This window comes from Francisella halioticida (genome assembly GCF_002211785.1).
Taxonomy (GTDB): domain Bacteria; phylum Pseudomonadota; class Gammaproteobacteria; order Francisellales; family Francisellaceae; genus Francisella; species Francisella halioticida.
Window position 1 is genome coordinate 2001534 of the sequence record NZ_CP022132.1, and the last position, 26841, is coordinate 2028374.

Sequence of the window (26841 nt, forward strand, 5' to 3'; positions counted from 1 at the left end):
CATGGATTTAGCACTAATTTGGTTGATTATAATTGCATTTGCTTTACTTTTATATGTTATTTTAGATGGTTTTGCCTTAGAAATGGGAATATTATTTCCTTTCCTAAATGATCATCAAAGAGATATAGCAACAAGTGTTTTATTACCCCACATGGGATGGTAATCAAACATGGTTAGTTTTTGCTTTAGCGTGTTTTTACGGTATGTTCCCAATAGCATTTGCATATATTTTTCCGAAAATATACCTGTCAGCAATTTTACTTGTAGTAATGATACTACTTAGAGGGATATGCTTTGAGTTTAGATTAAAGTCTTCACAAAAAGGTATCAAGAACTGGGATCGTTTATTTTTCATATCATCTTTTGTAGCTACTTTTTTACAAGGCTACATAGTTGGTGAGTTAATTATTGGATTCCCACATAACACTTTCTACGGTATTGGGTTTTCTTCTGTAACTGGAATTACTTTGGTTTTTGGCTATAGCCTATTAGGAGCTACTCGCTTAATACTAAAAACTGAAGATGAGTTACTCACAAAAGCAAAACAGTTTGCCAAAAACTGTAGTAAGATTCTGGCCTTTATGATGCTTATAATAGGTATTATTACACCATTATATGTAAATCTTCCTCTAAATAACTTATACAAGATGGTAATACTAGGAGAATTATTCATTCTTACTTTAATTAGCTTTTTCATCTTAATAAAAGTTATTGATGCAAAGAACCATGTTCTACCATATTGGCTAGCAGTCGCTATTTTTATATTTACTTATATAAGCATGTTAACTCTTATTTTCCCTTATATAATACCTTATAAAATAACTTATTTACAAGCTCAAGCCAGTGATACAACTTTATTATTTACATTAATACCCGCTATTATTATGATACCATTGTTATTGCTTTATACTGGCTATGCTTATTATATTTTTAGAGGAAAAATAAAAGAGAAACTAGGCTATTAAATTATCTAACAACTATATACTTAGCTGCCTCTTCTGGTGTAATAGTTCCTTCTTTAAGCAGATTCTCTATACTTTGCTCCATTGTTGACATACCTTTTGAAGTACCTGTTTGTAAGGCTGTATATATCTGAGAAAGCTTATTTTCTTTGATCATATTTCGAATACCTGAGTTAGAAATAAGCACCTCATAGCTAGCAACTCGTCCCCCTCCTTTACGTTTAGCAATCTTTGTGAAATAACTATTTGTAAAGATTCTGCTAGCATGTTTCGTACTAACTCTTGCTCAGCAGGAGGAAATACCGAAATAACCCTATCAACAGTTTTAATAGCTGACATTGTATGTAAAAAGTTCCTAAAAACCAAATGTCCTGTCTCAGCGGCTTCTAATGCCAAACGAATAGTCTCTAAATCTCTCATTTCACCAACAAGAATACAATCAGGATCTTCTCTAAGTGCTGATTTTAATGCCGCATTAAAACTTTTAGTATCTCTTTTTACTTCACGTTGATTAACTAACGCTCTTTGACTAACATGGACAAACTCAACAGGATCTTCGATAGTTAAAATATGAGAATCCTCTTTTTTGTTTATTTCATTAACTAATGCTGCCAAAGTACTACTTTTACCTGAACCAGTGGGGTCAGTTACAAGAATTAAACCACCTTTTTTAGCTTGTACTTCTTTAAGAATTTTAGGAGCTCCAAATTGATCAAGTGTAGGAATCTTATTTTCTAAACGACGAAAAATTATAATGTCCCCAGAAAAAGCTACTGATTTTAGAAAGATTTTTATTCCTAGATGTTAAACTTAACTAGATAAATTAGGAAATAGATAAATGAGTAAAAAAAGAGTAACGTATACAGCTGATTTTAAAGCTAAAGTAATTATAGAATTGCTAGAAGGCGATATGACAGTTAATGAGATAGCAAGTAAGTATGATTTACTTCCTAAAAACGTGCATAATTGGAAGCAGCAATTTTTATCTAATGCTTGCTTAGCATTTGATAAAAGCTCTGTTGTTAAGGAGTATAAGCAGGAAATAGATGAGCTTAGAAAAGATAAAGATGCAACAAGTAAAAAACTAGTCGAGGTAATAGTAGAGAGGGATTTTTTAATGGGAAAGCTAAAAAGCTTGGTATCATCAAATGATAGAGTAAACTCTGTAGATACTAAGCTAGAATTATCTTTAAATAATCAGCTTAAACTATTATCTGTATCTAAGAGTGTGTACTATTATACACCAATATCAAAATTTAATAGTAATGATGATATTAGACTATTAAATGCAATGGATTTGATACATACTAAACATCCATATTATGGTACGAGAAGGCTAGTAAAGTTGCTAAATAGATTAGGATTTCTAGTTGGAAGGAAGCTAATCAAAAGTGCTATGGAATTCATGGGTATTAAGGCATTGTATCCTAAAAAAAAGACAACTGTCATTAATAAGCAACACAAGAAATATCCATACTTACTTAATGTATTTAAAAATGAGACGAATCAGGTTGTTATAGATAAAGCTAATAAGGTATGGAGTGCTGATATCACGTATATTAGACTAGAATGTGGGTATGCATATTTAGCAGCCATAATAGATTGGCATAGCAAGAAAATACTAGCTTGGAAGATTTCTTAATACTATGGATACACATCTAACAACTAGTGTGTTAAAAGAAGCGTTATTTAAATATGGTAAACCTGATATCTTTAACTCTGATCAAGGAACTCAATATACAGCAAAAGAGCATATTAAAATATTATCTGATAATAAAATAAATATATCTATGGATGCTAAAGGTAGAGCAACTGATAACATTTGCATCGAAAGATTTTGGAGAAGTGCTAAATGTGAGAGATTTTATTTAAATCAATATCCTGGCATTGTTGAACTAAGAAACGATGTGGATGATTATATAGATCTTTATAATAATAGAAGATTTCATGAGTCTATCAATTATAAAAAACCTATGGAATTTTATTACGATAACTTATTGGAAAAACGGGCGGCTTAGATGGGAACTAAATAATTGAAAATATTGTTTAATTTATTGGGGTAGTATAAAGTTAAGGTATCATTTAAAGTCATGTACTATAAAGCGACTTTGAATAAGTAAATAAAATGCTTAATCAAATTACAGAAATAACTACCCCATTTATATCTAAAATTGAAAAATCACAATGTTTAGAAGAAAAAAAAGAAGTAGTAAAAGAAATGCTTCTAAAGCTATATAAAACAAAAGATACTTGGTTTAACTTATCTTTTTTTAGAAAAAATATTGATGACGACAGATTCTACATTTTACCTATACACTTAAATGCCAAAGATGAGCATTGCTTAAGCATACAAGCATGGGGAGCACACTACACAACTCCTATTCATAATCATGATACCTGGTCTTCATCGATAACAATACAAGGTTTAGAAACTCAATACTTGTATGGTAGTATAGCTAAACCATACCCATCTAAGCATAAACTCCCAAAAGCTAAACCAATGTTATTTAATGAAGGGACTACAATAGAGTTAGATAGAAATGAGCTCCACCAAGTTGAAAATCATACAAATGATATAGCAATATCCATCGTGTTTTTTATGAAGCATCCAGATACTACAGATAGAATAAAGGTTAACCTAGAAAATAATAATGTTACATACTGGAAGGATAATCCAAAGATATTAGACTAACATCTAATAAAAAGAGAAAAAACTATTTAAATATTTTCTTAAAGAAATTTGCCATTTTAGCAAATGGACAAGATGTTTCTGAAGAGCACTCTGATGAAGGTTTTGATTCAGTAGCACTAGAGCTTTGGGAAGTATCAGATGACATCATGTCTTTTAAAACAGTTTGTAAAATACCACCATTTTTCAGATAATCAACATCAACATCTGCATCCAAACGTGCTAAAGCTTCAAATGTTGTTGTATGAGCAGTCTCAGGATGTACAGCTTCAACAACAACTCTTTGACGCGGCTGAATATTATTTAAGTTTTTGATATTAAACATTTCAGAACCATCTAAACCAAGAGTTTTAGCACTTTGTCCATCAACATATTCAAGAGGTAATACACCCATACCTACTAGATTTGATCTATGAATCCTTTCATAGCTCTCAGCAATAACAGCTTTAACACCTAGTAAGAAAGTACCTTTAGCTGCCCAGTCACGAGATGAACCAGTTCCATACTCTTTACCTGCTAAAATAACTAATGGAACATCTTTCTCTTTATACTTCATTGCAGCATCAAATAGATATTGTTGAGAACCATCGAAATGATACTTAGTAAAACCACCTTCAACATTATCTAAAAGTAGGTTACGAATACGAATATTTGCAAAAGTACCTCTCATCATAACCTCATGGTTACCACGACGAGAACCATATGAGTTAAAGTCTTTTTTCTCAACCCCATGTGATTTTAAATATTGTCCCGCAGGATACTCTTCTGGTATTGCACCAGCTGGCGATATATGGTCTGTAGTTACAGAATCACCTAACATCAAAAGAGTCCTAGCGCCTTTGATATCAAGATTATCATTACCCTCTGCAAACTTTTCAAAGAAGCTAGGGCACTGAATATAAGTGGAAGATTTATCAAACTCATATAGCTTACCTTCAGGAGCATCAAGTTTTTGCCAATCTTGTGTACCATCAAGTACTGTCGCATATGCTTTCTCAAACATTGCTGAATTAATCACATCAGATTGAATAGCTGCAATTTCTTCAGTAGTTGGCCATACATCTGCGAGATACACTTTATTACCTTCAGCATCAACTCCAATAGCATCTTCAACCAGATCAAAATCAACTGTACCAACTAAAGCATAAGCTACAACATGAATTGGTGATGCTAAATAATTCGCTTTAACGTAAGGGTTAATACGTCCTTCAAAGTTACGGTTGCCAGAACTTACAGAAGCTACTACAAGATCTGCCTCATCAATTGCATCAACTACAGGCTGATCTAATGGTCCTGAGTTACCAATACATGTAGTACAACCATAACCAACCAAGTTAAAGCCTAAATTTTCAAGTTCTGGAAGTAAATTAGCTTTCTCTAAATATTGAGTCACAACCTGTGATCCAGGAGCTAAAGAAGTCTTAACAAAAGGCTTAACTTTTAAGCCTTTTTCATTTGCCTTTTTAGCAAGCAAACCTGCACCTAAAAGTAATGATGGATTTGATGTGTTTGTACATGATGTAATTGCAGCAATAGCAAGTGAACCATGTGTAATAGACTCATCAAGACCTTTTACCTCTACAGATTTTTCAATCTCTTCTTTAGATAGACCAAAGCCATGTAAACCTTGCTCATGGACTAAAGCTTCTGCAAAGGCTTTCTTCATATCATGGAAAGCAACTCTATCTTGTGGACGCTTAGGTCCTGCAAGGTTAGACCCAACTTCAGATAAATCAATTTCTACAGCGCTAGAATATTCTGGCTCTTCAGCTGGGTTTTCTCTGAATAGTAACTGTTCTTTATACATCTCACGCGCAGCATCTACAAGCTCACTACGGTTAGTGTTATTAAAGAAATCTAAAGTAACTTCATCAACAGGGAAGAAACCAATAGTAGCACCATACTCTGGAGCCATATTTGCAATAGTAGCTCTATCTGGTAGAGACAAACTCTCTAAACCTTCACCATAATACTCTACAAACTTACCTACTACACCGTGCTTTCTAAGTACTTCAGTAATTTTTAGAACCAAATCAGTAGCTGTTACCCCAGTTTTTAGTTTACCAGTAAGTTTTACACCAACAACATCAGGAAGTACCATATAGTATGGTTGACCAAGCATTACAGCCTCGGCCTCAATACCGCCAACACCCCAACCTACTACACCAACACCATTGATCATAGTAGTATGAGAATCTGTACCAACTAACGTATCTGGATAAATTATACTTTCACCGTCTATATTTTTAACCAATGCACCTTTTGCAAGATACTCTAGGTTCACTTGGTGGATAATACCCATTCCTGGTGGTACAACTGTGAAATCATCAAATGCTTTTTGTGCCCATTTAAGTAAGCTATATCTTTCACCGTTTCTTTCAAACTCTTTTGCTACGTTCTGCGCTAATGCTGTTTTTGTACCATAGTAATCTACTTGAACAGAGTGGTCGATAACCATGGCTGTATCTACAAGGGGATTAATTTTATCAGCATTCCCACCAGCATCTTTGATAGCTTTTCTCATAGCCGCTAAATCAACTACTGCTGGAACACCTGTAAAATCTTGCATTACAACTCTAGCAGGCATATGTGGAACCTCAGGTCTAGAACTAGCTTTTGCATCCCAGTCTAGTACCTTATTCATATCTTCTTCTTTTACCTTGTAACCATCGATATTTCTTAGTTGGTTTTCAAGTAATACTCTTATTGAATATGGCAGACGATTTACATCTTTACCAAGTTCTTGAGAAAGTTTCTTTAAGCTATATAGAGAATATTTATTTCCTTTATCTTCTATCTGCAGCTTAGTGATATTTTTAATATCAGACATGCTTTAACCTCCGTAGATACCATATTTTTTTTGCATACAGGTACATTTTAACCTGTAAAAGCTTATTTGTATATAAAATAAACCTCTTCAAAGCTTTGATTTTAACTCCTCTCTTTATATAGAACTGCTTAAAAAAATATTATCTTTAATTTAAGATATCTAACTTCTTATGCCACAATTACCAAAATTTTTGGATATATTTATCAATTATTCTAAGCTACATTATAATAATACCCTTTTAGAAAAACTTTGATAAAAAACCTTAAGTCTAAAAGAAGGAGAATTAAAAGTAGAAAACATAAAACCCTATATAATTTCAAAGGAGCTATACAAAAATAACAAATGGCACTAACTAAAAACAGTTATACAAAATAATAACTCTAGCTAAATTAACTGGTAATTGAATTAGGTTTTATAGTAAATTCTGCTTATGTCTTATAAGCTCGAAGAACATCAGAATTAAGTAAAGATGAAGCTAATAAGATTACATCAAATCAAGTTTTGACATATCGCTTTTTTATAAGGCTAAACCCAATTTTTCACTTGATCTTTTTTAACGCACACAGCCCCTAATGCTATCTTATTATTTGCTTGCATATAAGTTAGCTTATCAGCAGGTACAGACTCTTTTTTAACAGAAAAAGTTTTAGGATTTATTAGTAATACTGTAACTGTTTGACAACCCCCTTTTCTATCGCAGGTAGCCTGAGGCAATTTAGGGCCAAAACTTAGTTCACCAATAGTAGAAGGAATTACATAACCATCTGGACAAGTTATTTTAACTTGATTAATAGATAAATTTAAAGCTCCTAGTTCTGATCCATATGCACCTGGTTTAAATCCTGATCTTGCATAATCTCCTGTAAATAAAACAGTTTGACTTGTTTCATTATTTCCCTTAGAACAAGCAGCTAAACTAGTAATTATTAATACTATTAATATATATTTTACACCTCGCATAAATTTCCTTAACTCTTATCATCAAATAAATTCTAAATTTAAAAATTATTTCCAATCTTTTATTTGATCTTTTTTAACACATATAGCTCCAACTCCATCTTTATCATTTTTAACTAAACTAATTACAGAATTTTTAGCTTCATTTCGTGCCTGAGCAAAAAAACCAATCCCATTGATATACATGTCAAAAAAAACATCGCAACCTTCCTGTCTATTACATCTAAGGGTCTCGCTTTGAGAGCCAAAATCAGTAATTACAATATTCGGAAAGATAGCAAAACCACTAGGACATGTCACCTTTACTGACTTTTTTGTAAGGTCTAAAGATACGTCACCACTAGAATAGTTCCCAACAACAAACCCTAGCTTAATATAGTTTCCTTTAAATATAATATCTTGAGCTAGCTTTTTTTTCTCTTTAGTATGTGTATCTTTAGTATGTGTATCTTTAGTATGTGTATCTTTAGTATGTGTATCTTTAGTATGTGTATCTTTAGTATGTATATCTTTAGTATGTGTATTCAAATTAATAAAAATTATTTTATTATTATAATGCTTATTCGGAACTACCTTAGGCTTGGGATGGTTTTGATTTAGCATGGTTTCTTGTCTTATATATTTTTCCTCTTTAATATATACAACTAAGCCAACCACAATAAATATTACTAAAAAAACCAAAAACCATTTAATTATAATTTTCATAAACTTCCTCAATTATTTTTTTCAAAATACTATCAACATCTTAACAAAGATATATCTAGTCTACCTTTTTTAAATGGCGGGCACCATAGATAACTAGTTTGAATGATTTTAGAAAATTTAAACACTCCGTCTATTATGCCATCATTGCCACCAAGCATATTCCCCATCTGTAGATTAAAAGATCTAAATGAAGGAGCAAATGCTGAAAACATAAAACCACCTTCTAAACTATCATCTGACCAAGGCATAGATTTTCTCAGAAGCAATGCTTCTGGTTCAAAATTCTCTTTTGCAGATCTTTTCACATGAGCAAAATCTTTTAAATTTTTAAATTGATGTGAGTCGTCTAGCGACCTACCTATGCATTCTTCTTTCCGTGTTTGGCTAGCACTATTTAACCAATCAAAATCATGTAACCACTGTTGAAGCACCCAAAAACTTGATCCTTCTAGGCTTCCATCCATAGCTATAGCAGCAGGGACTTCTTCTTCACCTTTTGGGTTTTCTATTCCATCTTCAAAACCAGAAAGATCATATTTACCATGATATATATAGCTTGAAATATTTTTTTCAAAAGAAAAATAATCGCTAAGAGCTTTTCTAATATTTGCAGCATTATGAAATAACTCACCCATGTCATCATTTCGCAACCACAACACTAAATCATAACCATCATTATCTGACATTCTTTCATTATTAAATTTAGCTCTTTGATAGTTTTCATCTTTAGGTATATTAAACATCTCTAAAAGATCTCCACCAAAACCTGCGACTGCACTTTTACCATCAACAAATCTTTGTAATACCTTTAAGCCGAACTTTATATCTACGCCTTTTTTTAGATTAAACATCATATACTTCGCTGATGAAGGTAGGTTTTCTACTATCCCTAATTGATATTTTATTATCTGCATCCCAACTTTCTCTTATAAAATTGTTACTAATAGTTATAATATAAACAACAGCATCAAAACTCCACAAACAATGTTAAAAAAACAAGTTATTTTCTTTGCCTTTGTTGGTATTTTAGCTTCAATAACAAACTTTATTATCGTCTGGTTACTTGTTGAACTGAATATCTTTAAGCCATTAGTAGCTAATTTCTTTGCTTTTTTGATTGCTTTTAATATTAGCTATTTTGGTCATAGGTTTCTTACGTTCTCAACTACAACAAAATCTCATAAAAGAGCTGCTTCACAATTTTTTATAAATGTAATGATTGGCTTAGCTCTAAACGAATCTATTTACTATATACTGCTACATATTTTGAAAATACAGTATCTATTGGCTTTATTTATTACTATGGGACTGGTTGCTGTATATACTTTTATTGTAAGTAAATTTTTAATCTTTAAAACCTAAATTGAGATATTCCTATTTGCCACTAATGTTGCATAATTAGTTCTATCTAAAACAAAAAACTTATTCTTATCAATATCTTTTTTATAATCTGTAAAAGCATGGTCTTTTTCTCTTAAATGTGTATTATGCTTATTTCTAATAATAATTAAATCTAATTTTTTTGAACTATTCCAAGTGCTTATAAATTCATCATAGGTCATCATATATTTTTTCGTACCTGAATTTTTAAAACTTTTAGCATAATCCAATTCTTGCTCATCATTTATCATCACAGGTATTTTTTTAGTATAAAACCCTATTTCATAAAACCTATGGCTAGTATAAAGCTTAATATTTAGATACTTTTTAGCTATCAAATTTATATCATCTGCGAATTTTTCTACATTTTTACCATCTAAATACGCTCCCACCCAATAGCCAAAATTTGCTACAAATATCATCACTACAGAAAAACAAGCAACTACCTTTTTAAGCTCTTGTTTTTTTTAATAGCCTTAACAAGAATAAATGTCGCGAGTATTGAAATAATAAATATTGGTAATAATAAAATTGCCACTTGCCAAATATATCCTCTAACCATAGGCAGGGCTAAAATTACTATGCTTGCTATAGGCAGTAAGGCAAATAAGAATGTTGGAACTATTATAGATAGCTTATCAAGTTTAGAAAAACTTCCTTTTGACAACTTATCAATATATATAGCTATCAATATTCCAAAAGGCAATATTAAAGGTGTTAAATAGCCAAACAGAAAAGACTTCGACATAGCAAAAAATACAAAGATAAAACTTCCCCATATAAATAAAAACCACTCCAGTTTATTATTTTTTCTATCTTTGAAACTTTTCTTAGAGAAAAATTTTCTAAGAGCTTGAGGTAAAAAGAATGTCCAAGGGAAAAATGCAGCTATCGATGCAAGAAAATAAATAATAATAGAAACATCTCTATCCTGGGAGTTTGTTGCATATCTTAATACCTGTTGAACCATTATATAATAATAAGCAAACCCAGAATAACGATCATCTACAGCAACAATCCATGGTACAGATATAACCAACACTATTATTAGTCCTAGATATAGCCTAATATCAAGTAATCTTTTCCACTCTAGCATTACTATAGAATATATTCCGACTATAGCCATAGGAAACACTATTCCCATAAGTCCCTTTGTCATTACAGCTAACCCTGAAAAAACAAACGCTATAATAAGCCAGTAAGTACTCTTCCTATAGTTATCATCATACTTTAAACTTATCCAATAGCTGAGCAAAGTTAAATTTAAAAATACAGCTATACCTAGGTCTATATCCAAATATCTACCAACAAATAAAATCATTATTGTTGTCATTGTAATAACAGTAGATAATATAGCTACGGCTCTAGATTTTAAAACAAGACGAACGGCATAATAAACAAATATTAGACAAAATAGTAATAAAACTGGATTAACTAAACGTGCACTCCAAGTATTTAAAACCTTTTCAAAAGAAGATATTTAGTATAGAATCTGATCTATGACTGTGTGAACCACTCTCAAATGGATTTAATAAGATGAAATTGGTTAGTATTATTATTCCTGTCAAAGATGAACATGATGGCTTAGAACACCTCTTTAATAGACTTATACCTATTGTTGAGAAGCTTCCAGTCAAGTATGAACTTGTTTTTATAAATGATGGCAGCACAGATAGCACCCTTTATGATTTACTACAAAGACAAAAAATAAATCAAAATATAAAGATTGTAGATCTCTCAAGAAACTTTGGTAAAGAAGCTGCTTTATATGCAGGTTTTGATAATTGCTCAGGCGATGCTGCAATTTCTATAGATGCTGACTTACAAGATCCTCCAGAATTAATTACAGATATGATTAAGCATTGGTTAGATGGCTATGAAGTTGTTACTGCCGTTAGAGAAAATAGGGAAACCGATAGCAACACAAAGAAAAAAACTGCTGGTATTTTTTACAAGCTTATAAATAAAATAAGTGATGATACAAAATTAATACCTAATGCTGGAGATTATAGATTACTTAATCGTCAAGCAATTGATGCTTTCTTATCTTTGGAAGAAAAAATTAGATTTAATAAAGGTCTATTTGCCTGGATAGGATTTAAAGAAAAAATTCTTTATCACAAAAGAGAATCTCGTATTGCTGGTGAAACCAAGTGGAATTATTTTAAACTTTTTAAATTTTCTATAGATGGAATAACTAGCTTTAGCAAAGCTCCTTTAGAAATTTGGTCATATCTAGGGATATTTGTTGCGCTAATAGCTTTTTTATATGGCCTTTTTATAATTGCCAAAGTAATTTTGTTTGGTATACATGTTCCTGGATATGCGTCAATAATAACTATTTTATTATTTCTTAGTGGTTTACAAATGATCAGTATTGGCATACTTGGAAAATATATAGGTAGAATATTTATAGAATCGAAACATCGCCCTGTTTATATAATGAAAAAACTTTATATAAATAGTGAAAATAAAAAGCATTAAAATAGAAACATAACTGCTTCAAATCATGTTTAACATACAAGAACAAATCAGCATCTACATTCACTTCCCATGGTGTGTTCGCAAGTGCCCATATTGTGACTTTAACTCACATGCTATAAAAGATGACTTATACCTATCTAAACAATATTACAAACGACTTATAACTGACTTTAATGATCATATTAATGACCTACAAGATAGAGAAGTAATTAGTATTTTTATAGGTGGAGGAACACCATCGTTATTTAAACCAGAGTATCTTAATAAAGTCTTAGAACATATAGGTAAAAATGCTAGACTTAATAGCAATTGTGAAATAACTTTAGAAATGAATCCAGGTACTATAGAGAGAGGTTCAATATCAAGTTATCAAAATATTGGTATAAATAGAATATCTCTTGGTGTCCAAAGCTTCCAAGATGAAAAGCTCAAAAGCTTAGGTAGAATTCATAATACTCAAAATGTCTACAATACTATCGAAGAAATTAAAAAATCAAGAATCTCAAACTTTAACATAGATATTATGCATGGTTTACCAAACCAAAATCTTGATGATGGAATATTTGATATCTCAGAAGCTATAACTATGCAACCAACACATATTTCATGGTATCAACTAACTATTGAACCAAATACTCTATTTGCAGCTAAGCCACCAAAGCTCCCAGATGAGGAAACTTTAGAAAATATTGAATTGGCCGGTAAAAAGCTTCTTGATAACAAGGGATACAAACAATACGAGATTTCTGCATATGCAAAAAACAATCTAAGATCAAAACATAACTCTAACTATTGGATGTTTGGCGACTATATCGGAATTGGAGCAGGAGCTCACAGTAAAATCACAGATCTTAAAACAAAAGAAATAAAAAGATCCTGGAAGCATAAACACCCAAAGATATACACTCAAGTCAAGAATTTTATAAAAGATTCCAATATAGTAACACAACAAAATTTAATTTATGAATTTATGTTAAATACACTAAGACTTAAAAATGGCTTTTCTTTAGATATTTTTGAAAAGCAAACATTCTTATCTAATGATGTTATTCAAGAAAAATTGCAGATTGGTCTAAATAGAGGCTTACTTCAAATCATAGATAATCAAGTCAAACCAACACAAAAAGGATATTTATTTTTAAATGATTGCATTAACCTTTTTATTTAATCATCGTATCTAACTTGAGAAACTTTTCCACTTATTGCATCAATAACTACTTTAACCTCTTGATTATTGGAATCTAGACATTCTACTTTAAATGCTCCTTTAGAGTTATCAATCTCTGTAATTGTCTTGCATCTATCTTTAGGTACCGCATTTATTGCTTGACTCATATTTATCTCTTTTATTTTAGACTTCTTAGCTGGGACAGTACCTGTCGTTGGATCTATGTATAAATACTGTTCTTGGCCATCTTTATTGATAACTTTTGCTTTATAAACACCATCCTCATATTCTACTTTATTAATTCCATCATACCCTTGAGAATATATATTAGCAACAATCTTACTAATAGGCAGAGACCCAGCAGGTGGAATATCATCAGCCATAGCCGTGGATGACAACATAGCTATTGACAAAGCAATACCAGATATATTTAAAATTAACTTTCTCATAATTAACCCTTTCCATTCTTAATTAATTTAACTATTAATACTCAATATAACATTTACAATGTTAGTACTCAATTTCTTGTAATATTTTAACTTTCATCCTTAAAGACCATATTTACATATTTATCAATCTGATTCTTTAAAAAATTAATTATTTTTGTTCTATCCTTCAGATATTTTGAAACAATAACTGTTTGCCTATCGTGAAAAGTCTTAGCAGAAATATTCTTTACTTGTCTCATAGAGAATCATTTTGAAATTTCATCATAGTTTTCAACCAAAACACCTGCTGCTAAATTATTTTGTATTAATTTTATTTTTTGATTATCATCTTCAACAACATATTTAACATTCTTAATTAAAAAATGTGAGTCATCATCTATAATACCCCATGAAATTTTAACAACAATTTTGATCCTAAAGTAGCTAAACTATAAATGAGCAATTTAGGATAAATGTAAATGAGTAATAAGAGAAAAATATATACCGTTGAATTTAAGACTAAAGTTGTCTTGGAAGTATTGGGGAAAGATCAAACAATCACACAGTTATCAGTAAAATATAATATTACGCCCAAAAACATAAATAATTGAAAAACAGCCTTTTTAGAAAATGCTGAGTTGGCAATGGATCCATCCAAATCAGTATCACAATATAAAAAAGACAATGCAAAGCTTCAAACCAAGATAGATCAGTATTCTAAGAAGGTTGGACAACTAACAATTGAGAAGGAATTTCTTGAGGGAAAGCTCGTAAGCTTGGGATTATCTGATAGAAAAGCGATGATTGATCCTAAGCATAAATTATCTGTTGTAAAACAAAGTTTCTTATTAGAAGTTTCTAGAGCTGGTTTATATTACAAGCCTGTGGTTAACGAACATAAAGAAGAAGTAAAAGCAAAGCTTATACAGATACATGAGGAGATTCCCTGCTACGGCTATATAAAAGCTCATAAGCAATTAATAGAAGATGGGTTTAGCATCTGTGAGAACACAGTACAAAAGTATCGTAAAGAGTTAGGCATCAAAGCTATATTGGCGGTGAAAAAACCAAACTTAAACTTATCTGAACCTAACAAAGAGCATGCTATTTATAGTTACAAACTAAAAGGTTTAAGCATATTGAGACCTAATCAAGTTTGGTCTACAGATATTACATATATTAAGACTGATGCTGGCACAGTTTATATGGCAGCTATTATTGATTGGTACTCTAAGGCTGTACTAAGTTGGGAGATATCCAACACTATGGATAGTAGTTTAGTTATGAAAGTTTTAAATGAAGCTCTGTATAAATATGGAGTACCAGAAATATTTAACACTGATCAAGGTAGCCAGTACACATCTAACATTCATATCCAAACATTATTGGATAAAAAAATTACTATATCTATGGATGGTAAAGGTAGAGCAACTGATAACATTTGCATCGAAAGATTTTGGAGAAGTGCTAAATGTGAGAGATTTTATTTAAATCAATATCCTGGCATTGTTGAACTAAGAAACGATGTGGATGATTATATAGATTTTTATAATAATAGAAGATTTCATGAGTCTATCAATTATAAAAAACCTATGGAATTTTATTACGATAACTTATTGGAAAAACGGGCGGCTTAGATGGGAACTAAATAATTGAAAATATTGTTTAATTTATTGGGGTAGTATAATCATCAAACTTAAAATTTAAGCTTTGATCATTCATAGTGTCTCTTCTAAAAACGAAAGGCACTTTTAATATATTATTAGGTTCATTATCAATGATCATATTCTTTAATTATTTCCTCTCCAGCATAAACTCTCGAGGGTAAGTTAGCTGAATCAACACTTGTGCATATTATCCAACGATCTTGGTCAATCTTATCTAAATCTTTAGAGGTTACAATTGCAATATCATAATTATTCAAATGGTGAAAATAAGTGTTTGACTGATATAGTAAATAACTATCAAAAGTAAAGGTATAGTTTTTATCGATTTCATGTAGGTTTTGTAACAGATAGTTTATAAATACTCTAGTACCAAAAACTCTTATATAGTTTAGCTTATCTATGCCTTTATCTTTTGCACTTAGAATACTACTTTCTAGATCTGTGTAAAGTCGATGACAAGATAAATAATACTTCATGCCATCTTTTGTTATATCTATTTTATTACTATTAGCTTGTGTTAATTTAACTTCTAAGAATGCCTCTAATATTTCAAGCTTACTTCTAACCGTATTTATTTCTACGGAATAAAAATTTTTAACTGCTGTATATGAACCAAGCTCGACCAAGGATATAAAATATCTAGTACCTTCAATAATATTTCTATCTACAACTTCTTTAGCAATATTCTTCATATTGGATTTGTAAATTTATAACAAAGCATAATTATATATTAGTTATAAAATTAAAAAAATAATATAGTTTTTTCTAAAGAATAATTTTTTGGTGCACTGAGTGGGACTTGAACCCACACGTCCTACGGACACCACCCCCTCAAGATGGCGTGTCTACCAATTCCACCACCAGTGCAAAAGATCAAATTATGAGATTATTTTTTTGTAGCTGCTTCTTGCTTAGTACCTGATGCTTTGGAAACTTCTTGCTGATACTGATCATATTGACTAGCTATCGATTTTTCAGAACTAGCAGAGCTCGCAGTGGCATGTGAGTTAGAACTTTTACCTAAATATCCCAAACTAAGACAACACAAAAAAAATAGCGCTGTGAAAAACACTGTCATCTTAAACAAGAAAGACGCAGCTCCCTTGCTTCCAAAAACTGTATTTGAAGCTCCACCACCAAAAGATACGCCCATATTAGCGCCTTTACCTTGTTGTAGTAAAACTAGTACAACAATCGCAATAGCTGCAATAATATCTATAGTTAAAATTATTTCGTACATATTTTATTTGCTTGATTTATTATTTCGTTAAACTCAGAAGCTTTAAGAGACGCTCCACCAATTAAACCACCATCAACATCTGGTAGATTTAATATATCCTTAGCATTTCCAGCTTTTAGGCTACCACCATACACTATTTTCATATTTTTAGCAAGATTTTCATCTACTTTAGCAACTAATGAGCGGATAAACCGATGTGTTTCTTGTACTTGTTCTAAAGATGCTACAACTCCCGTTCCTATTGCCCATACAGGTTCATAAGCAATAACAATTTTTGCTAATTGGTTAATAGAAAGATTATTTAAAACTAGTTTTAGCTGAGTTTCTAAAACTTTTTCTAGATTGCCGTCCTCTCTATCTTTCAATGACTCTCCAATACATACTACAGGTATTACAGATGTATCTATAACTTTCTCTATTTTTTTGAAAACATCTTTATCTGACTCATCAAATAGAGCCCTTCTCTCAGAATGTCCTATTAACAAATAACTACAACCAACGTCATGTAGCATATCAGCGGATATCTCTCCTGTATAAGCACCATTATCATAAAAAGTAATATTTTGGAAGCCTATACCTATATTTTCTGGCAGCTGAGAGATCACTTCTTTTACATATAAACTTGATGGAAAAACAGCTACACCAACTTTTGAACTATCATATTTTACTTGAGAAATACCACTACAAAGCTCTTTTATACTTGTAGAGCTACCGTTCATCTTCCAGTTTCCCATAATTAATTTTTGCATCTTTATACCAACTTTTGTTTTACTTGTTCTACTAAATATTCAGCTTCCTTTAAAGCTAAAACATCATCATCTGCTTCAACCATAACTCTCAATACAGGCTCCGTTCCAGAAGGTCTTAATAAAACTCTACCCCTACTAGCTAATCTCTTTTCTACATCTGTAACATCACCAACCATTTTTTCTAAATCTTGTGCTGTAACTTTTCTTGTTAAAGGTACATTAATCAAAGTTTGCTGCATAAGCATATCACCTTGTAGTTTAAACTTAGATACAGGTTTATCTACATGTGAAAAAATAGCTAGTAATTGTATAGCTGTAAATAAACCATCTCCTGTAGTACCAAAATTTAGATTAATCACATGACCTGATGACTCTCCACCAATTTTATAACCATATTTTTTTAGATCTTCAAGCACATATCTATCACCAACTTTAGATCGTACAAATGGAATGTTATTAGCTTTGTAGTGATTTTCATAACTCATGTTTGTCATCTGTGTGCCAACTATACCATTAGTCCCTCCACAAATGTCGCTATGCTGAGCAACAATATTTAAAATCCCATCACCATCAATCTCTTCAGCATTCTCATCGACTATGATTATTCTATCTGCATCTCCATCTAAAGAAATACCTAGATCAGCATTATGTTCTTTCAGAGCTTTTTTGATATTATCTATACAAGTAGCACCACACTCAACATTTATATTTACACCATCAGGATTAGAAGCAATTGAAACATAATCAATATTAAATTTATCAAGTAAAGCTTCTAAGTTATGTGATGCCGCACCATGAGCACAATCAACGACTACTTTACCTTTGTATTTTACTATACTTCCAAAACGCTCATATATTTCTGACATATACTCATCAATCGAGTTATCTAAAACCTTATAATTACCAAACCTATACTCAGGTTGATAAATAAAGTTACTATCAATTTTAGCTTCAACTTCTTCTTCTAAGGAATCATCAAGTTTAAAACCATCAGATGAAAATAGTTTAACACCATTATCAGTGAATCTATTATGAGATGCTGTAATTACAAATCCAGCAGAAGCTTTATGTTTAACTGTCATAAATGCCACTACAGGAGTTGGCACAACTCCTAGGTCTATTACATCTATACCCGCAGCATTTAATCCTGAAACTAAAGCAAACTTTAAAAGCCTGCCTGAACTACGTGTATCTTGACCGATAACTACAAATTTTGCATAGCCTTTATCATTGATTAAAGAACCAACAGAATTACCTAATTTTTGCATAAACTCGGCTGTAATGGTTGAATTACCAACATCACCCCTAATTCCATCTGTGCCAAAGTACTTTGCCATAACTTACCTTTTAAAATTTTAATAATGCCGAAACATTGTAGCCTTCTAGAGCTTCTCTACCACCTAAACCATCAAGCTCCATAACAAAAATAAGAGCAGCCACTTTCGCTTCTGTTTTTTCTATAAGCTTAGTTGTTGCTTTTGCAGTTCCACCAGTAGCTAATAAATCATCAACCACAAGCACTTTATCTTCTGCTGTAAATGCATCTTTATGAACTTCTAAGCTATCACTACCATATTCTAACTCATAGTTTATTTTATGAGTCTCTCTAGGAAGCTTACCAGGCTTTCTCACAGGTACAAAACCCAAGCCTAGAACTTCTGCAAGTGCAACTCCAAAAATGAAGCCCCTACTTTCTGTACCTGCAATTACTGTTGGCTTAATTTCATTTTTTTTCAGCTCATCTGCCATCGTTTGAGCTGTTAACTTTAAACCATTAGGATCAGCTAGTAAAGGAGTAATATCTCTAAATATAATACCCGACTTAGGAAAATTTGACACAGCAACAATCTTATTTTTTATAAAATCTAAACTCATAGAAAAATACCTTTTAGAAAAAAAATTAAAAAGAAAAACTTAAACTTGAAGAAGAATTCTATTTGGATCTTCTAATAATTCCTTAATCATTTTCAGAAATCTTACAGAAGTACCACCATCAATAATTCTATGATCATAAGATAAAGCTAAATACATAATTGGACGAATCTTAATCTCACTATTTACAACCATAGGACGCTCAACAATATTATGCATACCTAAAATCGCACTCTGAGGCGAGTTTATGATAGGTGTAGATAACATAGAACCGTAAGTACCACCATTTGTAATAGTAAATGTACCACCTTGCATATCTTCTAGCCCTAATTTACCATCACGGCCTTTAATTGCTTTGTCAAAGACATCTACTTCTAAATCAGCTAAAGATTTATCATCTGTATCTCTTAGTACAGGAACTACTAAGCCTCTGTCAGTACCTACTGCAATACCAATATCAAAATAGTTATGATAAACAACCTCATCACCATCAATAGATGCATTAACATCAGGGAATTTCTTAAGAGCTTCAGTCGCAGCTTTGATAAAGAAAGACATAAAGCCAAGCTTAGTATCATGCTCTTTAATAAACATATCTTTATATTTCTTTCTAAGCTCCATTACCGCTGTCATATCTACTTCATTAAAAGTAGTTAATATTGCATTTGTATGCTGGACCTGTACTAATCTATTTGCAATAGTTTGACGTAAACGAGTCATCTTAACTCGCTTCTCAAACCTAGAGCCTTGCTGTGCAACTGGAGCCTGTTGTGTACTACTACTTGAAATAGTTGTAGCTTTTTTAACATCATCAGTTGTTATGCGTCCCTTTTTACCTGTGCCCTGGATACTCGCTGCTGAATCTAGTCCACTAGCATTGAAAGCTTTACGTGCTGATGGAACTAAATGAGGATCGTTGCTATTAGACTTTGCAGATTGCTTGTCAGATTGATTAATCTGTGACGAAATAGCTACAGCACCTTCAACAATATTAGCAATCATCTCAGATGAAAGAACGGTCTCTCCAGCTGGCTTTAATATTTTTGCTAAAGTTCCATTTGACGCTGCTGGAACTTCTAGTACAACTTTATCTGTTTCTATTTCTGCTAAAATATCACCTTCAGAGACAGTATCACCCTCATTTTTATGCCATTCGGAGATTGTGCCATCTGCTACTGATTCTGGAAAAACTGGAGCTTTAACATCTATTTCAGCACCTGTTGCCGTTTTCTCTTGAGATACTTCCAATTGAGGAGCAATTTTTTTTTCTTTAGTTTCTTGCGATGGAGAGGCATCTGTATCAATACTTGCTAAAGCCTCTTCAGAAAGAACAATATCACCTTCATTTTTTTTAATACTTTTTAAGATACCATTAACTGTTGCAGGAACTTCTAATACAACTTTATCTGTTTCTATTTCCGCTAAAATATCACCCTCTTCTACAAAGTCACCTTCCTTTTTATTCCACTGGGCTAATGTGCCATCTGCTACTGACTCTGGAAACATAGGTACTTTTAATTTAATCATTTTTTACTCCTAGTAATAATTTATTTTATATTTCTAAAGCTTTATCTATAATTTCTTGTTGCTGCTTAACGTAAAGAGCATGGTAACCAACTGCTGGAGTAGATGACCTTTCTCTAGCAACACACAATAATTGTTGGTCCTTATGTACAAGTTTCTCAATAAAATGTCTAATATTATACCAAGCTCCTTTATTTTGTGGCTCTTCTTGTAACCAAACAATTTTTTCAGCATTTGCATATTTAGCAAAAATTTCAGCTGCCTCTGCTCTAGGAAATGGATACAGCTCTTCCAATCTCACAACTGCAATATCATCATACTTATCTTGTTTTCTACTCATAAGATCATAATATACTTTACCATTACATAATATTAGCTTTTTGATCTTATTAGCTTTAGCATTTACATCATCAATTACTGGCTTGAATTTACCTTTAGCTAACTCGTCTAATGATGAAACTGCCATAGGGTTTCTTAGTAAACTCTTAGGTGTCATTACTATCAGAGGTTTTCTAAGAGGTCTAATAACTTGACGTCTCAAAAGATGGTAAATTTGCGCGGGTGTTGTTGGTGTACAAACCTGCATATTATTATTAGCACACGAGCTTAAAAATCTCTCTAATCTTGCAGATGAATGCTCAGCACCAGCACCTTCTTGACCATGAGGTAAAAACATAGTCAATCCAGATAAAATACCCCATTTTTCTTCAGCTGCAACAAGAAACTGATCTATCACAACTTGGGCAGTATTAACAAAGTCACCAAACTGTGCTTCCCAAATCACTAAAGAATCTGGGCTATAACAACTATAACCATACTCAAATCCTAAAACACCATATTCTGAAAGAGTTGAGTCTATAATATCAAACCTAGCTTTTTCATTAATATGCTCTAACGGAACATATTCTTTTAATGGCGATTTAGTATCCATATTTTTAACTACTGCATGACGATGTGAAAAGGTACCTCTACCACTATCTTCACCAGAAATTCTTACAGGATACCCCTGATCAAGTATTGTTGCATATGCCAAAGATTCTGCAAAGCCCCAGTTTAAAGGAAGTTCACCATTAGCCATTTTGACTCTATCTGCAATAGCTTTTTTAACTTGCATTTGAGCTTTGACATCCTCTGGAACTGTGCTCATTTTTAATGCAAGTTCTTTAAGAGTTTCGTTAGATATTGGCTTATAATCATACTTAGTTTCTTGTTTACCTATATATGGCACCCAATCACAAACTTTTAGCTTATCTTTGATTGTGCTTCTATCAAGAATATCAACAGTGACTCGACCCTCATCTAACTTACTACGATATCCTGAAGTAAGTCTAGAAACAAAGTCAACATCAGTAATCCCTTGTTTTATCAAACTTTCACTATATTGTTTCAAGGTAGTAGGAAGTTTTTTAATTACCTCATACATTTCTGGCTGAGTTCCTGAAGGTTCATCTGTTTCATTATGACCATTTCTACGATAACAAACCAAATCAATAACAACATCTTTATTAAATTTCATACGATATTCTAAAGCAATAGCAGTCACTTTAACAACAGCTTCAGGATCATCGCCATTAACATGAAAAATAGGCGCATCCACCATTTTAGCAATATCAGTAGAATAGTTACTACTTCTATTAACTCCAAATTTACTACTTGTTGTAAACCCTACTTGGTTATTAACAACAAGATGTACAGTACCGCCAGTTCCATATGCATCTGTAAGTGAGAATCCAAATGTTTCCATTACAATCCCTTGTCCACAAAAAGCAGAGTCTCCATGAATTAGAATAGGTAAAACCTTGTTCTGCACATTTCCTTCAAGCTTATCTTGAATGGCTTTAGCTGCTCCTTCAACAACAGGGTCAACAACCTCAAGATGAGAAGGGTTAAATGCTAAAGCAATCTTTGCCTCCTTACCATCTACACTTCTGTAGTTAGAATAACCCAAGTGATATTTTACATCACCTGATAAGCTCTTTTCACTCTGCTTACCTTCAAATTCTTCAAATAATTCCTTAGGATTCTTACCTAAAATATTCACAAGAACATTTAAACGACCTCTATGTGCCATACCTAACTGCACAAAACGTGTCTCATGCTTAGCAACTGATTTTTCTATAATATGCTGTAATGACGGTATAAGAGATTCCCCACCTTCCAAACCAAATCTTTTTTGACCAACATACCTAAGAGCAAGATATTTCTCTAATCCTTCTGCTGCAACCAACTGTTGTAAGATCCATTTCTTTTCACTACTAGAAGCAGGTGGTGAATTTTCTATTTTATCTTGTAACCAAAGCTTTTCTTCTTTATTACCAATATACCTATACTCATAGCCAATGTTTGATTCATAAATTGATTTTGCTTTTTCAATAATTTGATTTAGAGGAATTGATTTATTACTGGTAAAATCTCCTAGACTCACCTCTTCAGACAAATCATTACTAGATAAACCATGAGCAGATAACTCAAGTCCAGAATCTCTTTTAAATCTTGTCAGACCTAACGGATCTATGTTTGCTGATTTATAACCATGTGAACGATATGATTTAATCAAAGATTTCACTTTTAAAGTTATATCATTTTCACCAACAACAACAGTACTACCAGTTTTATGCTTAGCTAAATTTTTGAACTCATTAACCAAATCTCTATGTACAGTATCTGTTGCAGTAGCTACAGAATCAAAAAAGGACAACCACTTAGGATCTATTCCTTCGTAATTGCCCAAAATATAATCATCATATATTGATTCAAGATATTCTAGATTACCACCAAAGAACTGCGTAGTATCTAGCCATTGACTAAATTCTGATTGTTTTTTTTCCATATAAATACCTAAATACAGGTTTTAATTTTTTACACATTTTTTTTTAATAATGCAGACCTTATCTTACCAATTGCTTCTGTAGGATTTAATCCTTTTGGACATACTGAAACACAATTCATAATAGTTCTACATCTAAATAGACTAAACGGGTCTTTCAAATCTTCAAGTCTCTCATTAGTAGCCGTATCTCTTGAGTCAGCAATAAATCTATAAGCCTGTAAAAGTCCAGACGGGCCTATAAACTTATCAGGGTTCCACCAAAAAGATGGACAAGATGTAGTACAGCAAGCACATAAAACACACTCATACAAACCATCTAATTTAGCTCTATCCTCTGGAGACTGTAATCTCTCTTTAACAGGAAGCTCATCATCATTTATAAGATAAGGCTTAACTTTCTCATAGTTTTTGTAAAATTGCTTCATATCAACAATCAAATCTCTAACCACAGGCAGGCCCGGCAATGGATTTACCTTGATAGGTTGTCTTAATTCACCGATAGAAGTAATACAAGCTAAACGATTTTTACCATTGATATTCATACCATCAGAACCGCAAACGCCTTCTCGACATGACCTTCTCATTGCAAGAGTAGGATCTTGTTCTTTAATAAGCTCTAAAGCAGTTAAAACCTTAACACCTTCATTTTCTACTGAAACTGTATATTCATCATAATAAGGCTTATTGTCAACTTCTGGATTATATCTATAAATTTTAAATCTTACGTCCATTATATAAATCCTTGTAATTAATACTTACGTTCTGCTGGTTGAAAAGCTTTAACTTTAGTTGGAGACATATTTACACCACGAGAGGATGTTTTATCTTCATCTAAGGAGTATAACGTGTGCTTCATCCAGTTTTTATCATCCCTATCAGGATAGTCAACTCTTGAATGAGCTCCTCTTGACTCTGTTCTTTCTAAAGCAAGCTTAGCTGTAGAAACTGCTGTTAACATCAGATTATCAAGCTCTAAAGCCTCTATTCTCATCATATTAAATACTCTAGAATTATCTTCTAAGACAGCATTTTCTAACCTTTCTCTCAGCTTATATAATTTATCTAAGCCTTCTTTCATTGTACTTTCTTGCCTAAACACTGAGAAGTACTGCTGCATTGTTTGCTGAAGTTCTTTTCTAAGTTCAGAGATTTTTTCTTTGCAACCTCTATCCTCAGAAGAGTCCCATTTCTTAATTCTAGCAGTAGCTTTCTCAACATTTTCTTGAGAAGTTTCTTTTAAAGTCATTCCTTCTTTTAAGCTTTGTTCAGCATGCATTCCTGCTGCCCTACCAAACACAACTAAGTCAAGCAAAGAGTTACTACCTAATCTATTAGCTCCATGTACAGACACTGATGCACACTCACCAACAGCATATAGACCGCCAATAATTTCATCTTCACCATTTTTTTGCGTAATAACCTGCCCGTGCTTATTAGTTGGAATACCTCCCATTTGATAGTGGCATGTTGGCACCACTGGAATTGGTTTCTCTACAGGATCTACACCAGCAAATGTTCTAGCAAGTTCCCTAACTGTAGGTAGTCTCTCATCAATCACATCTTCACCAAGATGTGTTAAATCTAACCATACACAGTTTGAGCCGCCGAATGTATCACCACGACCTTCCATAATTTCCTGTTGAGAGGCTCTTGATACAACGTCACGACAGGCAAGATCTTTAGCATTAGGAGCATAACGCTCCATAAACCTCTCACCATTTTTATTGCGCAGAATACCTCCTTCACCACGACATCCTTCAGTAACTAAAACACCAGCACCAGCAATACCAGTAGGATGAAATTGCCAAAACTCCATATCTTGAAGAGGAATATCAGCTCTTAAGGCTAACCCCATACCATCTCCAGTATTAATATACGCATTAGTGCTAGACTCATAAATACGTCCTGCTCCACCAGTTGCTAATATAGTTAACTTCGACTTTAAAAACACTGTCTCACCAGTTTCTATACATAAAGCAATAACACCAGATACACTACCATCATCAGCTTTAACTAAATCAACAGCGAACCATTCAGTATAAAAATTAGTTTTATGTGCTAAATTACCTTGATAAAGAGTATGTAATAATGCATGCCCTGTTCTATCAGAAGCAGCACATGTTCTTTTTGCTTGATTTGCCGGATCAAAATTTCTTGACATACCACCAAAGGCACGTTGATATATTTTACCATCTTCTAAACGTGAAAAAGGCATGCCCATATGCTCTAATTCTATAATAGACTGTGGTGCATGTTCACACATATACTCAATAGCATCTTGATCACCGATATAGTCAGATCCTTTTACTGTATCATACATGTGCCACTTCCAGTCATCAGAAGGAAGATCATCATCATACTTAATATTTCCTAAAGCTGCTGCAATACCACCTTGGGCTGCAACCGTATGAGATCTTGTAGGAAAAACTTTAGAAACAACAGCAGTTTTAAACCCAGACTGGGATAATTGAAACGCTGCTCTCAAACCTGCTCCACCAGCACCAATAACAATAGCATCAAATTCTTGTGTAGCTATACTCATAAAAACAACCTCTTAATAGAAAAATAAAACTGCAAATAACCAAAAAAAGCAGAATACATAAACTAAAACAAAACTTAGCATAACAAGAGCAGAAGCCCAGGCACACTTAATATAATCACCGCAAATAATCCATATTCCTACCCAAGCATGAAAAAACATCGCCAGATAAGCAATAAGTGTAGCAATCCTGAAGAACATCCCGTCAGTAAACAGTCCCCTCCAGCTATCATAATTTAAACTGCCTGAGTGAGATAAACATAATGCTTCAATTAAAAGATATGCAAAATAAACAGCAATAATTACAGCCGTAACTCGTTGGACAAAAAAGTCCTTAACACCTGAAGAAGTTAATGAAATTATAGCCACAAGTAACACCCCCAAAAAATAGCTGATAGAACGCCTAAGACAATTACTGTTAGAGACGTAAATTTAGCAACTCCCATACTTTCACCAAAACCTATATCCATAATCATATGTCTAATACCAGCATACACATGATAAGTTATTGCAGACAAAAATAACCAAAAGAATATACTAACCCAGCTTTTTGTTAAGACGGACACAGTATCTTCATAACCACTTGGTCCGGCAAGAGAATAATTCATGCCTACAATGACTAATGGTATAGCGATTATCAGAATCACCCCTGATATGCGATGCAATATAGAACTTATCGCGGTAACAGGAAAGTTATACGATTTTATCGACATTAAGTCAATATTGGTAATTTTTTTCACGCTCGATGTCCCTCCGAAGCAATTTTTATATATAAAATAAACTAGACTCAAACCAATGTTATACGACACATTAATAA

The 26841-nt window shown here is 32.5% G+C and carries 26 protein-coding genes, 1 tRNA gene and 2 pseudogenes; 9 read left to right on the forward strand and 20 right to left on the reverse strand.

The window, feature by feature from the left end; translation table 11 throughout:
- Nucleotide 1: 1 nt before the first annotated feature.
- A pseudogene (locus tag CDV26_RS10620) lies at nt 2-965 on the forward strand (cytochrome d ubiquinol oxidase subunit II).
- 1 nt (nt 966) lies between these two features.
- Here CDV26_RS10620 and CDV26_RS10625 read toward each other — a convergent pair.
- Nucleotides 967-1712, reverse strand: a pseudogene (locus CDV26_RS10625) (type IV pilus twitching motility protein PilT); the annotation flags it as partial.
- An 88-nt stretch (nt 1713-1800) separates the two neighbouring features.
- Here CDV26_RS10625 and CDV26_RS10630 point away from each other — a divergent pair.
- The 3 genes from CDV26_RS10630 (at nt 1801) to CDV26_RS10635 (ending at nt 3654) form a co-directional block, all read left to right on the forward strand.
- On the forward strand, nt 1801-2604 hold the full coding sequence (locus CDV26_RS10630; RefSeq protein ID WP_245806446.1) for a transposase: 804 nt from the start codon (nt 1801-1803) through the stop codon (nt 2602-2604).
- A gap of 4 nt (nt 2605-2608) precedes the next feature.
- Nucleotides 2609-2980, forward strand: coding sequence for an integrase core domain-containing protein (locus CDV26_RS13325; RefSeq protein ID WP_245806447.1), 372 nt, complete (start codon nt 2609-2611; stop codon nt 2978-2980).
- 107 nt (nt 2981-3087) lie between these two features.
- Nucleotides 3088-3654: a hypothetical protein gene (locus tag CDV26_RS10635; RefSeq protein WP_088773239.1), complete on the forward strand. Its 567-nt coding sequence runs from the start codon at nt 3088-3090 to the stop codon at nt 3652-3654.
- A 22-nt stretch (nt 3655-3676) separates the two neighbouring features.
- On the opposite strand, the gene acnA is transcribed toward CDV26_RS10635, so the two are convergent.
- The 4 genes from acnA to CDV26_RS10655 form a co-directional block, all read right to left on the reverse strand.
- Nucleotides 3677-6481 (reverse strand): aconitate hydratase AcnA, encoded by a 2805-nt coding sequence (gene acnA, locus CDV26_RS10640; RefSeq protein WP_088773240.1) that lies wholly within the window; start codon nt 6479-6481, stop codon nt 3677-3679.
- 525 nt (nt 6482-7006) lie between these two features.
- The gene (locus CDV26_RS10645) at nt 7007-7441 is read right to left on the reverse strand and encodes a hypothetical protein (protein WP_088773241.1); all 435 of its coding nucleotides are present in this window, start codon (nt 7439-7441) and stop codon (nt 7007-7009) included.
- Between the two features lie 45 nt (nt 7442-7486).
- Nucleotides 7487-8143: a hypothetical protein gene (locus tag CDV26_RS10650; protein ID WP_088773242.1), complete on the reverse strand. Its 657-nt coding sequence runs from the start codon at nt 8141-8143 to the stop codon at nt 7487-7489.
- A 32-nt stretch (nt 8144-8175) separates the two neighbouring features.
- Complete coding sequence (locus CDV26_RS10655) at nt 8176-9057, reverse strand: Dyp-type peroxidase (protein WP_088773243.1); 882 nt, start codon at nt 9055-9057, stop codon at nt 8176-8178.
- A 70-nt stretch (nt 9058-9127) separates the two neighbouring features.
- Between CDV26_RS10655 and CDV26_RS10660 the strand changes: the two genes are divergently transcribed.
- Complete coding sequence (locus tag CDV26_RS10660) at nt 9128-9505, forward strand: GtrA family protein (RefSeq protein ID WP_088773244.1); 378 nt, start codon at nt 9128-9130, stop codon at nt 9503-9505.
- Here CDV26_RS10660 and CDV26_RS10665 read toward each other — a convergent pair.
- Both CDV26_RS10665 and CDV26_RS10670 read right to left on the reverse strand, forming a co-directional pair.
- The gene (locus CDV26_RS10665; RefSeq protein WP_157671613.1) at nt 9502-9915 is read right to left on the reverse strand and encodes a hypothetical protein; all 414 of its coding nucleotides are present in this window, start codon (nt 9913-9915) and stop codon (nt 9502-9504) included. The genes CDV26_RS10660 and CDV26_RS10665 overlap by 4 nt on opposite strands.
- A gap of 50 nt (nt 9916-9965) precedes the next feature.
- A complete protein-coding gene (locus tag CDV26_RS10670; RefSeq protein WP_088773246.1) occupies nt 9966-11003 on the reverse strand; it encodes a phospholipid carrier-dependent glycosyltransferase in 1038 nt (345 codons plus the stop codon).
- A 56-nt stretch (nt 11004-11059) separates the two neighbouring features.
- Between CDV26_RS10670 and CDV26_RS10675 the strand changes: the two genes are divergently transcribed.
- Entirely contained in the window at nt 11060-12007 is a 948-nt protein-coding gene (locus CDV26_RS10675; RefSeq protein ID WP_088773247.1) for a glycosyltransferase family 2 protein, read from the forward strand.
- 25 nt (nt 12008-12032) lie between these two features.
- The gene (gene hemW / locus CDV26_RS10680) at nt 12033-13175 is read left to right on the forward strand and encodes a radical SAM family heme chaperone HemW (RefSeq protein ID WP_088773248.1); all 1143 of its coding nucleotides are present in this window, start codon (nt 12033-12035) and stop codon (nt 13173-13175) included.
- Here the strand turns inward: hemW and CDV26_RS10685 are convergent.
- Nucleotides 13172-13624 carry a PepSY domain-containing protein gene (locus CDV26_RS10685; protein ID WP_088773249.1) on the reverse strand — a complete coding sequence of 151 codons (453 nt, stop codon included), beginning with the start codon at nt 13622-13624 and terminating at the stop codon, nt 13172-13174. The two genes, hemW and CDV26_RS10685, sit on opposite strands and share 4 nt — an antisense overlap.
- A gap of 458 nt (nt 13625-14082) precedes the next feature.
- Between CDV26_RS10685 and CDV26_RS13740 the strand changes: the two genes are divergently transcribed.
- The gene (locus tag CDV26_RS13740; protein ID WP_169709695.1) at nt 14083-14214 is read left to right on the forward strand and encodes a transposase; all 132 of its coding nucleotides are present in this window, start codon (nt 14083-14085) and stop codon (nt 14212-14214) included.
- A gap of 33 nt (nt 14215-14247) precedes the next feature.
- A complete protein-coding gene (locus CDV26_RS10690; RefSeq protein WP_088771586.1) occupies nt 14248-15240 on the forward strand; it encodes an IS3 family transposase in 993 nt (330 codons plus the stop codon).
- 137 nt (nt 15241-15377) lie between these two features.
- Here CDV26_RS10690 and CDV26_RS10695 read toward each other — a convergent pair whose 3' ends face one another.
- The 12 genes from CDV26_RS10695 to sdhC all read right to left on the reverse strand — a co-directional run bounded on the left by CDV26_RS10695 (nt 15378) and on the right by sdhC (nt 26833).
- Nucleotides 15378-15962, reverse strand: coding sequence for a LysR family transcriptional regulator (locus CDV26_RS10695; RefSeq protein WP_088773250.1), 585 nt, complete (start codon nt 15960-15962; stop codon nt 15378-15380).
- Nucleotides 15963-16051: 89 nt separating this feature from the next.
- Nucleotides 16052-16137, reverse strand: a tRNA-Leu gene (locus tag CDV26_RS10700).
- Nucleotides 16138-16156: 19 nt separating this feature from the next.
- Entirely contained in the window at nt 16157-16510 is a 354-nt protein-coding gene (gene secG / locus CDV26_RS10705) for a preprotein translocase subunit SecG (RefSeq protein WP_088773251.1), read from the reverse strand.
- Entirely contained in the window at nt 16498-17259 is a 762-nt protein-coding gene (gene tpiA, locus CDV26_RS10710; RefSeq protein ID WP_088773252.1) for a triose-phosphate isomerase, read from the reverse strand. The genes secG and tpiA overlap by 13 nt, the downstream gene beginning before the upstream one ends.
- A gap of 2 nt (nt 17260-17261) precedes the next feature.
- On the reverse strand, nt 17262-18596 hold the full coding sequence (locus CDV26_RS10715; protein WP_088773253.1) for a phosphoglucosamine mutase: 1335 nt from the start codon (nt 18594-18596) through the stop codon (nt 17262-17264).
- 10 nt (nt 18597-18606) lie between these two features.
- Entirely contained in the window at nt 18607-19134 is a 528-nt protein-coding gene (locus tag CDV26_RS10720; protein WP_088773254.1) for an adenine phosphoribosyltransferase, read from the reverse strand.
- A gap of 39 nt (nt 19135-19173) precedes the next feature.
- Nucleotides 19174-20658 carry a 2-oxoglutarate dehydrogenase complex dihydrolipoyllysine-residue succinyltransferase gene (gene odhB / locus CDV26_RS10725; RefSeq protein WP_088773255.1) on the reverse strand — a complete coding sequence of 495 codons (1485 nt, stop codon included), beginning with the start codon at nt 20656-20658 and terminating at the stop codon, nt 19174-19176.
- 25 nt (nt 20659-20683) lie between these two features.
- Nucleotides 20684-23485 carry a 2-oxoglutarate dehydrogenase E1 component gene (locus tag CDV26_RS10730; protein ID WP_088773256.1) on the reverse strand — a complete coding sequence of 934 codons (2802 nt, stop codon included), beginning with the start codon at nt 23483-23485 and terminating at the stop codon, nt 20684-20686.
- 29 nt (nt 23486-23514) lie between these two features.
- Complete coding sequence (locus CDV26_RS10735; protein ID WP_088773257.1) at nt 23515-24216, reverse strand: succinate dehydrogenase iron-sulfur subunit; 702 nt, start codon at nt 24214-24216, stop codon at nt 23515-23517.
- A 17-nt stretch (nt 24217-24233) separates the two neighbouring features.
- A complete protein-coding gene (gene sdhA / locus CDV26_RS10740; protein ID WP_088773258.1) occupies nt 24234-26027 on the reverse strand; it encodes a succinate dehydrogenase flavoprotein subunit in 1794 nt (597 codons plus the stop codon).
- A gap of 12 nt (nt 26028-26039) precedes the next feature.
- Entirely contained in the window at nt 26040-26408 is a 369-nt protein-coding gene (sdhD, locus tag CDV26_RS10745; protein WP_088773259.1) for a succinate dehydrogenase, hydrophobic membrane anchor protein, read from the reverse strand.
- Nucleotides 26384-26833: a succinate dehydrogenase, cytochrome b556 subunit gene (gene sdhC, locus CDV26_RS10750; RefSeq protein WP_420809884.1), complete on the reverse strand. Its 450-nt coding sequence runs from the start codon at nt 26831-26833 to the stop codon at nt 26384-26386. Before sdhC ends, sdhD begins: the two co-directional genes overlap by 25 nt.
- Nucleotides 26834-26841: the final 8 nt, after the last annotated feature.

Coding starts and splice junctions, on each gene's coding strand:
- CDV26_RS10630 (WP_245806446.1), top strand. CDS start 1,801: ATGAGTAAAAAAAGAGTAACGTATACAGCTGATTTTAAAGCTAAAGTA.
- CDV26_RS13325 (WP_245806447.1), top strand. CDS start 2,609: ATGGATACACATCTAACAACTAGTGTGTTAAAAGAAGCGTTATTTAAA.
- CDV26_RS10635 (WP_088773239.1), top strand. CDS start 3,088: ATGCTTAATCAAATTACAGAAATAACTACCCCATTTATATCTAAAATT.
- acnA (WP_088773240.1), bottom strand. CDS start 6,481: ATGTCTGATATTAAAAATATCACTAAGCTGCAGATAGAAGATAAAGGA.
- CDV26_RS10645 (WP_088773241.1), bottom strand. CDS start 7,441: ATGCGAGGTGTAAAATATATATTAATAGTATTAATAATTACTAGTTTA.
- CDV26_RS10650 (WP_088773242.1), bottom strand. CDS start 8,143: ATGAAAATTATAATTAAATGGTTTTTGGTTTTTTTAGTAATATTTATT.
- CDV26_RS10655 (WP_088773243.1), bottom strand. CDS start 9,057: ATGCAGATAATAAAATATCAATTAGGGATAGTAGAAAACCTACCTTCA.
- CDV26_RS10660 (WP_088773244.1), top strand. CDS start 9,128: ATGTTAAAAAAACAAGTTATTTTCTTTGCCTTTGTTGGTATTTTAGCT.
- CDV26_RS10675 (WP_088773247.1), top strand. CDS start 11,060: ATGAAATTGGTTAGTATTATTATTCCTGTCAAAGATGAACATGATGGC.
- hemW (WP_088773248.1), top strand. CDS start 12,033: ATGTTTAACATACAAGAACAAATCAGCATCTACATTCACTTCCCATGG.
- CDV26_RS10685 (WP_088773249.1), bottom strand. CDS start 13,624: ATGAGAAAGTTAATTTTAAATATATCTGGTATTGCTTTGTCAATAGCT.
- CDV26_RS13740 (WP_169709695.1), top strand. CDS start 14,083: ATGAGTAATAAGAGAAAAATATATACCGTTGAATTTAAGACTAAAGTT.
- CDV26_RS10690 (WP_088771586.1), top strand. CDS start 14,248: ATGGATCCATCCAAATCAGTATCACAATATAAAAAAGACAATGCAAAG.
- CDV26_RS10695 (WP_088773250.1), bottom strand. CDS start 15,962: ATGAAGAATATTGCTAAAGAAGTTGTAGATAGAAATATTATTGAAGGT.
- secG (WP_088773251.1), bottom strand. CDS start 16,510: ATGTACGAAATAATTTTAACTATAGATATTATTGCAGCTATTGCGATT.
- tpiA (WP_088773252.1), bottom strand. CDS start 17,259: ATGCAAAAATTAATTATGGGAAACTGGAAGATGAACGGTAGCTCTACA.
- CDV26_RS10715 (WP_088773253.1), bottom strand. CDS start 18,596: ATGGCAAAGTACTTTGGCACAGATGGAATTAGGGGTGATGTTGGTAAT.
- CDV26_RS10720 (WP_088773254.1), bottom strand. CDS start 19,134: ATGAGTTTAGATTTTATAAAAAATAAGATTGTTGCTGTGTCAAATTTT.
- odhB (WP_088773255.1), bottom strand. CDS start 20,658: ATGATTAAATTAAAAGTACCTATGTTTCCAGAGTCAGTAGCAGATGGC.
- CDV26_RS10730 (WP_088773256.1), bottom strand. CDS start 23,485: ATGGAAAAAAAACAATCAGAATTTAGTCAATGGCTAGATACTACGCAG.
- CDV26_RS10735 (WP_088773257.1), bottom strand. CDS start 24,216: ATGGACGTAAGATTTAAAATTTATAGATATAATCCAGAAGTTGACAAT.
- sdhA (WP_088773258.1), bottom strand. CDS start 26,027: ATGAGTATAGCTACACAAGAATTTGATGCTATTGTTATTGGTGCTGGT.